General features: G+C 42.3%; 14 protein-coding genes. 5 read left to right on the forward strand and 9 right to left on the reverse strand.

Translation table 11 applies throughout. The features are described 5' to 3' along the window. The 5 genes from K5Q73_RS19900 to corA form a co-directional block, all read right to left on the reverse strand. Positions 1–508, reverse strand: a 508-nt coding sequence (locus tag K5Q73_RS19900; RefSeq protein WP_220766169.1) for a hypothetical protein, incomplete at its 3' end; no start/stop codon positions are given. Between the two features lie 126 nt (positions 509–634). After that, positions 635–2227 carry an IS66 family transposase gene (locus tag K5Q73_RS19905; protein WP_220764027.1) on the reverse strand — a complete coding sequence of 531 codons (1593 nt, stop codon included), beginning with the start codon at positions 2225–2227 and terminating at the stop codon, positions 635–637. An 83-nt stretch (positions 2228–2310) separates the two neighbouring features. Continuing rightward, entirely contained in the window at positions 2311–2658 is a 348-nt protein-coding gene (gene tnpB, locus K5Q73_RS19910) for an IS66 family insertion sequence element accessory protein TnpB (protein WP_220764029.1), read from the reverse strand. After that, complete coding sequence (locus K5Q73_RS19915) at positions 2655–2963, reverse strand: hypothetical protein (protein WP_220764031.1); 309 nt, start codon at positions 2961–2963, stop codon at positions 2655–2657. Before K5Q73_RS19915 ends, tnpB begins: the two co-directional genes overlap by 4 nt. Before the next feature lie 349 nt (positions 2964–3312). Beyond that, positions 3313–4260, reverse strand: a complete 948-nt coding sequence (gene corA, locus K5Q73_RS19920) for a magnesium/cobalt transporter CorA (RefSeq protein ID WP_220764033.1) — start codon at positions 4258–4260, stop codon at positions 3313–3315. Positions 4261–4593: 333 nt separating this feature from the next. Here corA and K5Q73_RS19925 point away from each other — a divergent pair, with 333 nt between their 5' ends. After that, positions 4594–6354, forward strand: coding sequence for an acyl-CoA dehydrogenase C-terminal domain-containing protein (locus K5Q73_RS19925; RefSeq protein WP_220764043.1), 1761 nt, complete (start codon positions 4594–4596; stop codon positions 6352–6354). Between the two features lie 134 nt (positions 6355–6488). Here the strand turns inward: K5Q73_RS19925 and dacB are convergent, their stop codons facing one another. Then, a complete protein-coding gene (dacB, locus tag K5Q73_RS19930) occupies positions 6489–7922 on the reverse strand; it encodes a D-alanyl-D-alanine carboxypeptidase/D-alanyl-D-alanine-endopeptidase (protein WP_259650805.1) in 1434 nt (477 codons plus the stop codon). A 109-nt stretch (positions 7923–8031) separates the two neighbouring features. Beyond that, positions 8032–8208 carry a hypothetical protein gene (locus tag K5Q73_RS19935; protein ID WP_220764045.1) on the reverse strand — a complete coding sequence of 59 codons (177 nt, stop codon included), beginning with the start codon at positions 8206–8208 and terminating at the stop codon, positions 8032–8034. 253 nt (positions 8209–8461) lie between these two features. Here K5Q73_RS19935 and K5Q73_RS19940 point away from each other — a divergent pair, with 253 nt between their 5' ends. The 4 genes from K5Q73_RS19940 (at position 8462) to K5Q73_RS19955 (ending at position 11358) form a co-directional block, all read left to right on the forward strand. Next, complete coding sequence (locus K5Q73_RS19940; RefSeq protein WP_220764049.1) at positions 8462–8794, forward strand: DUF1904 family protein; 333 nt, start codon at positions 8462–8464, stop codon at positions 8792–8794. Between the two features lie 10 nt (positions 8795–8804). Beyond that, on the forward strand, positions 8805–10118 hold the full coding sequence (gene pssA / locus K5Q73_RS19945) for a CDP-diacylglycerol--serine O-phosphatidyltransferase (protein WP_259650806.1): 1314 nt from the start codon (positions 8805–8807) through the stop codon (positions 10116–10118). A gap of 68 nt (positions 10119–10186) precedes the next feature. Continuing rightward, positions 10187–10948 (forward strand): tRNA-uridine aminocarboxypropyltransferase, encoded by a 762-nt coding sequence (locus K5Q73_RS19950; RefSeq protein ID WP_220764050.1) that lies wholly within the window; start codon positions 10187–10189, stop codon positions 10946–10948. Positions 10949–11067: 119 nt separating this feature from the next. Beyond that, positions 11068–11358, forward strand: a complete 291-nt coding sequence (locus K5Q73_RS19955; RefSeq protein ID WP_220764051.1) for a hypothetical protein — start codon at positions 11068–11070, stop codon at positions 11356–11358. 27 nt (positions 11359–11385) lie between these two features. On the opposite strand, the gene K5Q73_RS19960 is transcribed toward K5Q73_RS19955, so the two are convergent. Then, positions 11386–11985, reverse strand: coding sequence for a response regulator transcription factor (locus K5Q73_RS19960; RefSeq protein WP_220764052.1), 600 nt, complete (start codon positions 11983–11985; stop codon positions 11386–11388). A gap of 10 nt (positions 11986–11995) precedes the next feature. Next, complete coding sequence (locus tag K5Q73_RS19965; RefSeq protein ID WP_220764054.1) at positions 11996–13768, reverse strand: PhnD/SsuA/transferrin family substrate-binding protein; 1773 nt, start codon at positions 13766–13768, stop codon at positions 11996–11998. Between the last annotated feature and the right edge of the window lie 337 nt (positions 13769–14105).

Below are 14105 nucleotides of genomic sequence, written 5' to 3' on the forward strand. Positions count from 1 at the left end.
ATTCCTTATCTCTTAATTTCATCCATTTAGTTTTGCTGCCTGACGCATCACACTGTGAAAACTCGGCCTCCATATTTTGTAACTCGAACTTAATCTCCCCCTTATCTAAGTAAATATGTGGTTCTCCTAGTGAACCGTTGAAATCGAATAAAAAAATATTTTTTACCCTAAAGCTAATAGCGGTTTGCTGTTTATAGACTGTCAAAGCGGATAGACCATCAGGTGATTTTTCAAAGGTGAAGTAACCGCACTTTGTTACACCTTCATTAAGGTATTCAAATTCTGAACTGTAAGTAATCACCACTATAATGATTAACATAGATGTAAATAGTTCAGGTCTGGACTTGCTAATTAAATGTGCCATCACAACCACAAGTAAATACAAAAATAATAAAATATACTTGCTTTGATTTGCTCCTAAACCATCAAAAACAACTAAGTAGTCACCAAATTTGGGAATAAATATTAATAAATAAATCAAAGAAATGATTGAAACTAGTAACTTCATAGAAACCCCTCAAGACAAAACGCTAACAAACCAGCATCTGCAGCGCTACAAAAACGAAGTAATGATACAAACTGAAACGGTTGTATGGCGAATCTTACGAAAGGTACACAGTGAGCGTCAGGTGAATTACGCCTTGGCTAAAGCCATGTTCCAGGGTAAGAGCTTATTGAGATCGCAGTCAGCGTAAGATAACTGCTCTAGGCAGTGTTCGATGTAATCGAACGGGATTAAGCCGTTAGCTTTGGCCGTTTCTATCATGCTGTATAAAATGGCACTCGCCTCAGCGCCACGGTGGTTGTGATTGAACAGCCAGTTTTTCCGTCCTATCACAAATGGTTTTACGGCGCGCTCTGCACGGTTATTGTCGATATTGAGCCGACTGTCTTCAGTGTAACGCCTCAGCTTTGACCACTGGTTGAGGCTGTATTGAATGGCTTCGCCGAGTTTACTCCTCTTTGAGACTTGTTGGACTGACTTGTCCAACCATTGTTTAAATATCGCCAGCTGGGCACGTGAGTGAGTACGCCTAAAATACAGTCGTTCTTCAAGCTTCAACGCTTGGATTTGCGTTTCTATTCGGTACAGCTTAGCTATCATGCTCAGCCCCATATCTGCCTTGCTCACCTTGCCTGTTTTGCTTTTTCCTTGCGCCACTAATGCTTCTTTGAATTTTCGCCGCGCATGGGCCCAGCAGCCGACCAGTTTATCGCTTGCACGCTGATAAGCCGCATAGCCATCAACCTGTAGGTAACCACTCACCGTTTGCTCTGTGGCAAGAAAGTGGCTCACGCAGGTGCTGGCACGGCTTCCATCTTGATAGTCGTACAGCACGATGTTACGCAAACCTTGATATCTAGGCTCAATACTCGGTCCATCTGCACCCGAGCAGTACACCCACATATAGGATTTCACTCGCTCATCGTTAATCACTTTGAGCGTGGTTTCATCGGCATGAATAACAGGTTGCTGTAACAGCTGCTGGTGCAGTAAATCATATAAGGGTTTACACAAGGCTGCCGATTTCATCATCCAGTCGGCCATGGTCTTTCTATTTAACTCAATACCATGTTGCTTGAACAGCATTTCTTGCCGATAGAGCGGTAAGGCGTACTGATATTTACTGGTGATGATTTGGCTGAGCAAATTGGGAGTGGCGTAGCCTTTTGGTATGGGGCTACTTGGCAAAGGTGCTTGTTTGATGTTGCTCTGGGTACCGTGCTTTTCACAATGCTGGCAGCTGTACTTCAAGCGAATATTTTCTATGACTCTGACTTTAGCGGGTATGAACTCCAGTTTTTCACTGATATTCTCGCCCATCTTTTGAAGCTGATGACCGCAACAATCACACTGCTTGTCCGCTTCGTCAATGTCATGGAACACTTGAACACGTGGCAAGTGCTCCGGCAACGGCTTACGCTTAGGTTTTTCTTTTGTCTTTGGCGGAGTGGTTTCTGCCTCTGGTGTGGTATCGACAGCTAAAGTGTCGTCTTCAGCCAGTGTTTCTGCTTCATTAAACAACTCACCTTGGTCCTCACACACTTCGCTGCTTCGACCAAAGCGATGATGCTGGGCGAGACGAAATTGCTCCAGTAAAGTTTGATATGATTGGTTCAACTCAAAAATCTGACTGTCTTTACTCTCAAGCAACGCTTGTTGCTCCAACAGTAATTGTTGAAGTAAAGCGTTGTCGTCGAGTAAAGTTTGGATGCTTTTGGTCATGCGATTATTTTACCAAAAAGCGAGTATAAATAGGCAATAGCAGTGATCTGATTGATGAAATCAGCATTCTCACAGCTGATCAATCAGCAATATCTTTCAACGAAAACGTGTTGATGACCAACAATATCGAAACCTGAAAGTAACCAATGAAACTGCTGTTCAGATAACACCATCTGCTCGGCATTAATGTTGGCTGGCCACTTGAACTTGTCTCGCTCAAGCTGTTTATACCAAAGCGCAAAGCCGGTTTTGTCCCAATAAAGAATTTTGAGCTTATTTCGATTTCTATTACAGAACACAAACACGCTGCCATCGGTGGAAGGCAATTCCATTTCCTGCTCAACCACCGCACTTAATCCATTGATGGATTTTCGAAAATCAATGAAGTCACGGTACAGGTATACCTTGGCTAGCGCTTGAAACATAATCATGACTGCAAGCCTTTGATGACATCGATAATGATTGTTGGAGAAATTTGAGCAGGGAAAACCAAATCACCAATAGCCGTTGCTAGAGTGATGACTTGCCCTTTTTGGGCAATAGGCACTGGAATATCTGGCTTAATGATGGCTTGTGAAAACCCCGAGGTGGCCTCAGTCTTTAACGCTTTACTTTGATGATAATAAAAAGATTTAGGTACAAGAGTATGCTCCCGGCAAAAGTCGGTAACGGATAGTTTACTTTGTTGTTGAAGCTTAACGAGTTCTTGCCATTGCTGGGGTGTATGCTTTGCCATTACGCGCCCTTATTTTTTGAAGTAATAGCAAAGATTTTAGGACGTTGTAGATCAAAGTGAAGACGGTGTTCGCCACTCGCTTACGAAGTATCTGTGATCACCAAGAAATTCTGTCGTATAAGCATAACTTTTAAAAAGCACTAATCTCACCACGAAGCGCTTCGCTTTCACGGAGGTCACGGAGAAGAGCGTAGAGCTAAAGATCAAAATGTTTGATGCCAGTCTTTTACTGTTGTTTTTGTTCTAGCTGTTGCTTTTCTTCGTGTAGCGTAGCGCTCCGTGTCCTTCGTGGTGAATAGCTTTTGTCCAAAAATGTGTTTGCCGTTAACCCAATTAGCTTGAATGTCATCTATAGCCAGCGCTTTATTTTGAAAAACCAGAAGGTCGCAGCAGCACTGGCAAACATCAGTGCTATTGACCATGGGTAGCCATAGTGCCAATGGACCTCAGGTATATTCTCAAAGTTCATACCATAAGTACTGGCTATTAATGTGGGTGGGAGAAACACAATTGCAGTGACAGAAAAAATTTTGCTGATTTTATTTTGCTGTAATCCCGTAAACCCCATGGCGGCATCCATTAGAAAGTTAATTTTCTCAAAAATAAACTGAGTATGTGGTATTAACGACGCGATATCAGACAGCATATTATTAATATCTTTCGTTTCATCGTCAGTCAGTTTAATTTCATTATCACGCAGTATGTAGTTCAGTGCACGTTGGGTATCGAGCAGGTTTAGACGGATCTTACCATTGGTGTCCTCTCTGTTTGTAATGAGTCTAAACACCTCATCAATATGCTCTTTTTCAAATATTTCATGACCAACATTTTCCAAAGTGCTATAGATTTCTTCTATCAGATCCGCTAGATGGTCAACTTTTGCCTTGAAAAGCTTGATGAATAATTGCAGCGGCGTCACTTGTAGAGTGGAAGACTCTTGCAGCTGGCTTAATGATGAGTCAATTAATCGTTCATCATCATCTCGCATGGTGATTAATAGCCGCTCTCTAAGATTAAAGTAAATGTTAACTGAGCTTAGTGACTGGCCTGATTTTTGGCTGAATAGAGAGTTAACGTGTAGACCATCTCTGTTTTGGTAAAAGCGTGAAGAAGCCTCAATTTCATTTCTGTCTTCCTTATCGGGCACAACATCGGAGGAAAAGCTGGATAACCATAGCCTTTCCGCCTCAATAGGTTGATATATATCCAGCCATATTGCTGTTTCTGGTAAAGGCTCATTAACATTAAGACTTATAGCATTTACTTGGCGATGCTCATAGCAATACGCTGTGATCATGTTGACCCCATAGAAATTAATTCAAACTGATAGTTAAATATTAGTCAATGATTGCAAAGGTATAGAAATAACTGGAATGATAATTATCTATAAGCTGCACAAGAATAAGGTTACTGCTGCAATACACGACCTGGCTATGCTGTTTATGTACCTAGCTTATATGTAAGTAGCTAATACGTACTTAGCTAAGTAATAGATAATTTTGGTAACAGAAAAATTAATTAAATGCAGATGTCGATTTTAGCAAAAGATTTAACGCGAAAGGGGTGTCATTTGTTGTTACTTCTGATAGATTTGAAACAACTGTTTTAATCCACTGTTTAAGAGCCCTATATGAACCCATATAACGCCCCATTAGCTGAGATGCGCTTCTTACTTGAAAAAGTCTTTGATGCACCAAAAACTTGGTCTGAAATGCCTGCAATGGCAGAAACTGTAGATATGGATACTGCTGCGGCTATCTTAGATGAAGCAGACAAGATTAGCCGAGAACTGATCCATCCTATTAATCGCAGTGGCGATGAGCAAGGGATACGTCACGAAGCTGATAAGGTGATCACACCTGATGGGTATAAAGCTGTCTATGACCAATATGCAGAAGGTGGCTGGGTAGGCTTGTGTGGCGATCCAGAGTTTGGCGGTATGGGAATGCCTAAGATGCTAGGTGTACTTGTTGATGAGATGGCATATAGCGCCTGTAACGCGTTTACGCTTTATGGCTCATTAACAGCAGGGGCTGCGCTCGCTATTCATGCCCATGGCAGTGAGGAGATCAAAGAGCAGTATCTACCTATGATGTATAGCGGCGAGTGGGCTGGTGCCATGGATATGACTGAACCACAAGCAGGTTCAGATCTGCGTAATATCCGCACCAAAGCGGTGCCTAATGAAGATGGTAGCTACAAGATCACAGGTAGCAAGATTTTTATCACTGGTGGCGATCATGATTTAACAGAAAATGTGATTCACTTGGTGCTAGCTAAATTGCCAAACACCAGTGGCATTTCATTGTTCTTAGTGCCAAAGATTAAGGTGAACGCTGATAACAGTCTAGGTGATGCCAATGGGGTGACGGTTGGGTCTATTGAGCACAAGATGGGGCTTAAGGGCTCGGCAACTTGTGTGATGAACTTCGATGATGCAGAGGGTTACCTGATTGGTAAACCAAACCGTGGTCTGGTCTGTATGTTTACCATGATGAACTACGAACGTTTAGCTATTGGTATTCAAGGACTCGGGACTTCACAAGCTGCATATCAAATGGCAGCAGACTACGCGAAAGAACGAGTTCAGGGCGTGGCAGCGGGTGGCTCTCCAACGGGTGCTAGCTGCGATCCAATCATAGTCCATGGTGATGTCAGACGTATGTTGTTGACGATTAGAACCTTAACGGACGCCGGACGCGCATTATCTGTCTATACCGGGCAACAATTAGACTTAGCTAAGTACTCAGAAGATCCCGATGTTAAAGCTAAGGCTAGCCGCTTTATGGGGCTACTTACACCTGTTTCAAAAGCGTTTTTAAGTGATCGTGGGCTAGACGCGGCTATCATGGCGCAGCAAGTGTTTGGTGGTCATGGCTATATTCGCGAAACGGGAATTGAACAGCTAGTACGTGATACCCGTATAGCGCAGATCTATGAAGGCACTAATGGCATTCAAGCGATTGACTTCCTCGGCCGTAAAGTTACCGGTGACAATGTTGCTGCACTGTCAGAATTTATTGCTGAGCAAGTGACTAACATTAATGGATATCAGCATGTTAGCCATGCTGACAAAGCTAAGGTACTCTCTTTATTAGAGCAACTGTTAGACGTTGCAAAACAGGTGAATGAAAACAAACTGTCACAACCTGCTTTGATTAACGCTTGCGCTGTCGACTATTTAGATGCCTTTGGTTATAGCCTTTATGGTTGTTTCTGGCTGGCTATGCTTGATGCGGCCAATGATCATGAAGACGATAACTTTAAGCAGCAAAAAGCACACTTGAGTCGTTTCTATTTTGACAAGCTACTCGCTAAAGCAGATTTCCACTTATCACAGGTGAGTATGGGTGACGCGTCAATTATGCAGATGAATGCCGATCTATTCTAGCCGCACATTGCGATAAGTTCATGTTGTAAAACCAAACGCCACTTTAATAGTGGCGTTTTTATTTGCAGTTGGTACCTGTTGCTAATAATCTCTTAAATCGATTTTAGCGCAGACGCATCAATTTTTTGCATCTATTAGGGCTGTCTATTTTTGACCACAGACTGTAAAAAAAGCACGTTAAAAGGGGCTATTTCAGTCTTTTTGACTGAAGGACTATGTCCATTTTCTAAGATCACAAACGCTTGGGTTAAACGTCCATCTTGTTTAATAAAGCCTGCTAAGTTCGCCACTCCCATCATTGAGCCTGTTTTCGCCAACACAACACCTTTCAAAGGTGTGGATGTGTAGCCGCGGCGATAAGTTAAGGTCCCCGTTTTACCAGCAATAGGTAGTTGATCAATTAAGAAGTTCAGTTGTTTGTCTTGTTTGATTAGTAGCAAAACTTGGCTGAGTTGCTCGGCGCTGAGTAGGTTATAGCGAGATAAACCTGAACCATCGACAATATTGGCACTACTAAGATCAATCCCTTGCTTGGTTAAGATCTGCTTCATTGCCGCGCTACCGTTAATAAATGAACCAGACACGCCATAAACATGTTGTCCTAGACGCTTTAACAGACTGTCTGCGATTAAATTGTCTGATTTTAACAACATGATATCAGTCAGCTCGGAAAGAGGCTTAGATTTGTGCTGCGCTAGCAATAAGGTATTCGCGGGTCTTTTGCTGGTTAGCAGAACACGGCCTTTGATGGTGATCCCTAAGTTTTCCAGCATATTAGTCAGACTATTTTGAGCATAAAGAGCTGGGTCGGATACGGCAATCGCTAGCTTCAACGGCTTTTGGCCTGCGTAGCAACCCGATAACGAAAAGTGATTATTAGAATGGCGTTGTAAGCTTAACTCGCAAAAAGGAATGTTGTCGATTTTGTCGAAAATAGCGGAGTTAGTGATGGAAATAGGTTCAAATTGGCTGAACGTAAGAGTTGACTGATTATCGGCAAGACGCGGTTCGAGTTTGGCTTTGACACAGTTTTGATTAAGGATATATCGGGAAACAGGCGCGGCGTAACAGATCCCTAAGTCATCCCAAACCCAACCTGGTGCCTGGAGGGTTTCTTGCTGATCGCCAACTAAATAAAGGTTACCGTCGATATGGTTTAGGCCTTGTTTTTGAAGTTGTTTAAATAACTGTCTTATATCGTTTGTTGTCAGTGTTGGATCACCATCGAACCTTAAGAATAAGTCACCCTCAATACGACTGTTTTTAATACCGACAAAAGAATCTATCTGTGTTGTAAAGTTAAAGTCCCTGCCTAGTGCCGTAGTAGCCGCTACGGCTGTTAGCAGCTTCATTGTACTAGCAGGAACAAACAAGCGCTCTGCGTCCTTACGAAACTCCACTTCAGCTTTTAGATCTTTACCATTGCTATCAAGAGGGCTGACAACGATGGCTGTTTGAGAGGTCTTAGGTTCTATGACTTTAACTATATTAGCTAAGTAATCATTAGCTAATACGGGAGCTGCAAGCAGCACTAGGCTGAGAGTGGAGGCAATAACGCGTTTATGCAAAAGTGAGCCCTTGTTCTATGTGTAAAGATATGTGCGACAAGCTTATATAAAAGCTGATAAAAGAAGAAACAGAAAACGTCAAAATAGCTATGCGAGCCCTGAGTGGATTCTAGTCAGGGCTATTAGGATCGTCTTTCTCCATCAAGCGATACAGCCTAAAAGTGACAAACAAAACCAGTCCGAAAAATAGTGGTAATACTAAAATCCCCAGTTGGGCTTTAAAATGAAATATGCTCCATGCACCCAATAGCACGATCAATAAGGTTACCAGTGTCTTAATATTCATCAAGTTGTCCAAAGCGTAATAACTAGTGCCATATTAGCAAAAGTGCGCGTCATTATCAGTGACGCTTTTGGCAAACTTAGGCTGTTGAAATATAAAAATCGTCATGGAATGAGCCAGCATATTCTGACTATTATTTTGGCTAACCGCGCAAGAACCCATCTAAAACTGGCTCTAGAGAGGGTTATTAACAGAAAAGCCTTGCTCAAACTGACTTAAATCGGTAATTTCTATGCCCTTATCTAGGAGGATCTTTATGCCACATATAAGAGTTAGCGGAATACCTGAAGCGGCAGTTGCCACACTGAGTATCGACCTACTTGAGGCATTAGCCGATATCTGTCAGGCAAAACCAGAGTCTTTCATTCTCGATTGGATAAACAGCAATAGTTATCGCGATGGCGAACAGATCAAAGATATTGCTCAAGTCGAGGTGTTATGGTTTCCAAAAGATCCCGAAACACACCATCGTGCACAAACGGTTATCCGTGAAGCCTTACTAAAGGTTTATCCGGGGCTAAAACATGTCATTGTCATGTTTAGACAGCTTGAACCGAGCACTTATTACAAAGATGGTCAGCACTATTAAGGAGAGAGCCTTGCTGAGTAAGCTAGGTGGCATACCGCTACAACCAGATTCGCTTTCATGGCTGCTAACGCCTAAAGCGTTAAAAGCTGAATTGTTATCTCGAATTGCAACTGCAACGCATTCTATTTATATCGCTGCACTCTATTTAGAAGATGACGAAGCGGGTAGAGAAATTATTGCCGCTTTAATAGAGGCTAAAAACCAGAACCCTGCATTAGATGTAAAAGTCCTTGTTGATTTTCATCGTGCCCGTCGTGGCTTAATCGGCCACAAGGGTGACAGTGGCAATTACTTCATGTATCGCAAGGTCATTGAGGCTGCCGAGCATCCAATCGATATCTTAGGTGTACCGGTTAAATCCCGAGAGTTTATGGGAGTACTGCATCTTAAGGGCTTTATTATTGATGATACGGTGATCTTTAGCGGCGCAAGCTTAAATAACATCTATCTTCATCAAAATGATAAGTATCGTTTTGACCGCTATCACGTGATTGAGTCTGCAGAGCTGGCTCGCAGTATGCGTGAAATGATCCAAACGTATTTAGTGAACGATGTTGCAGTCAGCTCATTGACTCAGCCTAAAGAAACTGAACAGCTACCGACTAAAGCTGAAGTAAGCAGTTTAAAGCACCGTTTATCTAAAGCTGAGTACAACTACAGTGAGACTCGGATCGGTAATCGCGTCACGCCGTTAGTAGGTCTTGGGCGTAAAAAAAACAAGTTAAACAAGGTGATTGTTGCCATGGTAGAGGAGTCACAAGACTCACTCTTTATTTGCACACCCTATTTTAATCCGCCCTACATCTTGGTTCGAGCATTAGCTAAGCATCTGCGCAAAGGTAAGAAAATAGATATCGTTGTGGGTGATAAAACCTCAAACGATTTTTATATCCCACCTGAAGAAGAGTTCTCAACTATTGGCGCTCTGCCTTATATGTATGAGCAGTCGCTGAGAAAGTTTGCCAAACGTCAGCAATGGGCGATTGAGAATGGCCAGTTAAACATCCATCTTTGGAAAGATGGCCGTAACAGCTTCCATTTGAAGGGGATCAGTGCTGACAGTAATCGTCATATGATCACCGGCAGTAACCTCAATCCAAGAGCCTGGGCTTTAGATCTAGAGAATGGCTTGTTATTGCAAGACGATAATGAATGCTGGAAAGAGAAGTTTGAACAAGAACAAGCGCATATTCTTGAGCATACTGAGCGGTTGTTCCACTATAGTCAGATTGAAACGTTACATAATTATCCTGCGCCAGTGCGTAAGATAATGAAGCGTATTAAGCGTCTGAAAGCAGATTTTTTGTTAAGACGTATACTATAAGTATGCCGATTAACTAACCATTAAAAGCCTACCTATGTGTAGGCTTTTTGTTTAAGGTTTTAGCTAAAATGACTTTGCAAAAGCATGCCATTCATCGTCTGTATGAATACAGAAAAGCAATCTCTTCTCGGCCTTTTACCGCCAGAGGTAAAAATATTATCCGCTGCCAATCTTGTCTGTTAGCAGAAAAGCTCTGTACCTGTCGTTATCGCAAGCAAATTGATAGTGAACTGGGCTTTATGCTCATCATGTATGACGATGAGGTACTTAAACCGAGTAATAGTGGCCGTTTAATTGCGGATATCATTCCAGATACTCATGCTTTTATTTGGTCTCGTAGTGAGCCTAACCGTAAGATGCTGTCGATTATTAATGATCCCAGTTATCAGCCTTATGTGATCTTCCCGTCTGAATATGCGGTAGAAGGGCAGCAAGTCGTAGATCGAGTAGAGCCATCTTTGTTGCCTGCGGGTAAGAAGCCACTGCTTATCTTGTTAGATGGTAGCTGGCGTGAAGCGATTAAAATGTTTAGAAAGAGTGAGTATCTACATCATTTACCACTTTTTTCATTTTCACCAGAGTCAACCGCGTCTTATGCACTTAGAAAAGGGGCTCGAGACTTTCAACTCGGTACAGCTGAGGTTGCCGCGCTAGCGCTGTCAGCGGCAGGGGAAACTGAAAATTCTGCGGTATTAGAGTCTTGGTTCGCCTTCTTTGTTGAGTCCTCACTGCACGGACGTAGTCGTAACAACAGAGAAGAGTCGGCTTTGACTCAGCTTAAGCAGGAATACTTAGATGCTTACCAAAAAGTGGCTTTTAACAAGAGCTAAGTGCCGATATGTTTACCGCCACCTGTAAACACAATCGTAACACTGCCAAATCAATGCGTTGAATCTGTTGTCATATACGTTATGCTTAATATTCAATAGCAGATAGATAAGGGCAATGGATGGCAGCGAGTAAGGTATTGGTTTGGTCAAGATTTAGCGGAGCGCTTAGACATGCTTTTATTATGTTGATCGCTTTGTTTTCTGCGGTGGTTATTTTGAGCAATACCTTAGAAAAAGCCAGCTCTAAGGTGAGCTCAAAACCGATTGATAACTATTTCAAGATTAAGTCTTACAGTACACTCTTAGTCAAAAGCCGTTATAGCGCAGGGCTTGTATGCCAAGACAAAGGTTGGGAGTTCTGCGCCCGCTGGGCTCAATTTAGACGCAGCCCTAAAAGTCGCATTGCTTAATGGGCATTTACTATAAGACGAAATGCGCTAATCGGTACTCTTGCCCATTAGATACGCAAGTTCAGCAACATTACTCACCTGCATTTTTTGCATTACCTTCTGCCTGTGAAGCTCTAAGGTACGCTGTGCGATATTAAGCTCAGCAGCGATCACTTTATTAAGCTTACCTTCTAACACCTTTTCCATCACTTCATACTCTCTAGGAGTTAAAGCTTCAAGCTTACAGCTTAATTCTTCGCGGGCCTGTTTACGCCGTAAGTTAAGCTGTGTTTGGATTTTGGCCTGCTCAAGTAACACGACTAGCTTGTCACCGTCGACTGGTTTTTCAAGAAAGTCTAAAGCACCTTTTTGAATCGCTTGTACCGCCATAGCAATATTGCCATGACCGCTTAACATGATTACAGCGATTGGGCTTTGAGCCTTAGTGAGGTGCGCTAATAATGCACTACCATCCATACCTGGCATCTGCACATCTAAGATCGCAATAGCCTCACTTTGAATATCGACTTGGCTTAAAAAACTATCGGCAGATAAAAACCCTAGAGGCTGGAATCCAAGACCCTTTAGCATCCATGTCAAAGAATCTAATACTGCTTGATCGTCATCGACTAGATATAAATTACACAATTTGAGCTCCCTAAATCGGTAAGGTTATTGTAATGGTTAGACCGGGGGCGGGTAAGCCTGCAAGGTTATTGTTGGCCGCGATGATCTCTCCGCCATGTTCTTCGATGATCCGTTTACAGATTATCATCCCAAGCCCTAAGCCGTTCTCTTTTGATGTCTCAAAAGGGAAGAATAACCGCTCTAAGGCCGTTTCGCTTAAACCTGTGCCGTTATCCTTAAATACAATTGAAGCCAGTCCTGCTTGCTTAGAGAGCGTTATAGATAGGCAGGGCGCCTGTATCTGCGCCATAGCATCGAGTGCATTACGAATGATATTGACAAATACTTGTTGCAGAAGACTCGGATCAGCTTTCAAACGTACCTCTAAGCTATCAAAGTCTGGGGTTAGCTGTATTCGAGTAAACTCAGCGGCCATCAGGCTAAGCGTATCTTCTATGACCTGATTTAAACAACACTCGCTCATAACACTGGGTTGTTGGCAGAAGTGCCTAAAGCGCTTAATTGTTGACTGAGCTCTATCAACCTGTTGAATCGCTTTAGTCATGGCCTCTTTAAGATCGACCTGCTCATCAGACAGCCGGTAAATACAACCCTGAGTAAGATAACGGATCCCTGCTAGAGGTTGATTCAGTTCATGGGCTATCCCTGACGCCATTTCACCAGTTAACAACACGCGCTGAGCCTTATAAAACTGCTTTGTTTGTTCGAGTAGTGCTTTTTGTGTTTGAGTGTGTAGCTCTACTTCAGCTTTTAGATCTCGTGTGCGTAGCACTACCAGGCGTTTCACTCTTAGGTGATGAATATAGCCGAATAAAAGAAATATGGCGGCAGCCAACGCCCAAGGAAGTGCACTCTTAAAAATAGAGGTCCAGTTAGTTACAAATGGCCATTGATTGAGCTGCTTCAATAGCGAAAAAACGTGGCTATCGTTAACCGTGGCTGACCATGAGTCGTAGCGGCCTTGTGTTGCCGCAAGATCAACAGGTTTTATCGTCAGTAATGAGCGCACAACTTCAGTTGCTAAGCGGTGATCAGTCTTGCCCAGCTTAGAAAAAGAGTAATAGGGATATAACTCGCTTGAGGTTTGGCAGTGAAAGCTAGGGACGTTTTTAGTGAGCACGACTTGCAAGGTATTTGCCGCAATCTCTCCTTTCAATATTGCGTTTTCAAGTACACAAGTGGGTAAAATCGCTATGTCAGCCTGACCGTTAACGACTAGTGACAACAGCTTTTGCTGGGGAAAGCCAACAAATCGTAACTGCTTAAAATCATTGAAAGGATTTAGACCATTATGGGCCATTTCTCCTGCAAATATTTGAAAACCGCCGAAGGCCTGTTTATCGGTTGAAATTGCTTTAAGGTCTCGTAAATCAGCTAAACTGCCAACTTGCTCGTTCGCACGCATGATTAATGCAGAGCCAACAGATTGAGTCGGGTGCTTATTATTTTGAGGAACTAAGGTAAGAAGGGTACTTGTGCCAAAATCTTTTTTATAGCTAACACCGGTTAACGCATTGGTGATTAAAAAATCTAATTTACCTTGAGAAACGTCCGCGTCTAACTCACTCGGTGTTAATGCGACTAATTCAAAAGGCATGCTTAAGTCAGCAGCCATTCTATCGATTGTCGGTTGCCAGCGCGTCTCTACGTTTTCAGGATGTGTAAATGCCAATACACCAACACGAATAGGAGTAGAGTCTTCTGCAAAGCTATAACATGCTTGAAAACAAGAAAGAGTCAGGCAACTTAATGCTAAGAGTGGGCGAAGTTTAGTTATCATCATTGAGTATGGAAAAGAAACACCTGACTATTATGACCATCTTATAGATAAATGTAGTGGTAAAAACCGACGCTAGGTGAAGTTTGTCACACATTTTATGCTGATGCGGAAAACCGCTACATATTCAACTTAATAAACCATTTATATTAGTTTAATTTTTTGAAATATTAATTAATATGATTTTGATAATTACATTAGACTAATAAATGTTTATTGTTAATTTGCCTATCAGTATTTTAAACGAGCTTTTAAATTCAGTTTTTTAATTGAGTGTTTAATGTGTTTTTACAACGAAGCTTAAAACAGAGTGAAGGCAGTTTTACCAAACTGCCTTTGATGA

Origin of the sequence: Shewanella sp. MBTL60-112-B2, assembly GCF_019655055.1 — a bacterium.
Taxonomy (GTDB): domain Bacteria; phylum Pseudomonadota; class Gammaproteobacteria; order Enterobacterales; family Shewanellaceae; genus Shewanella.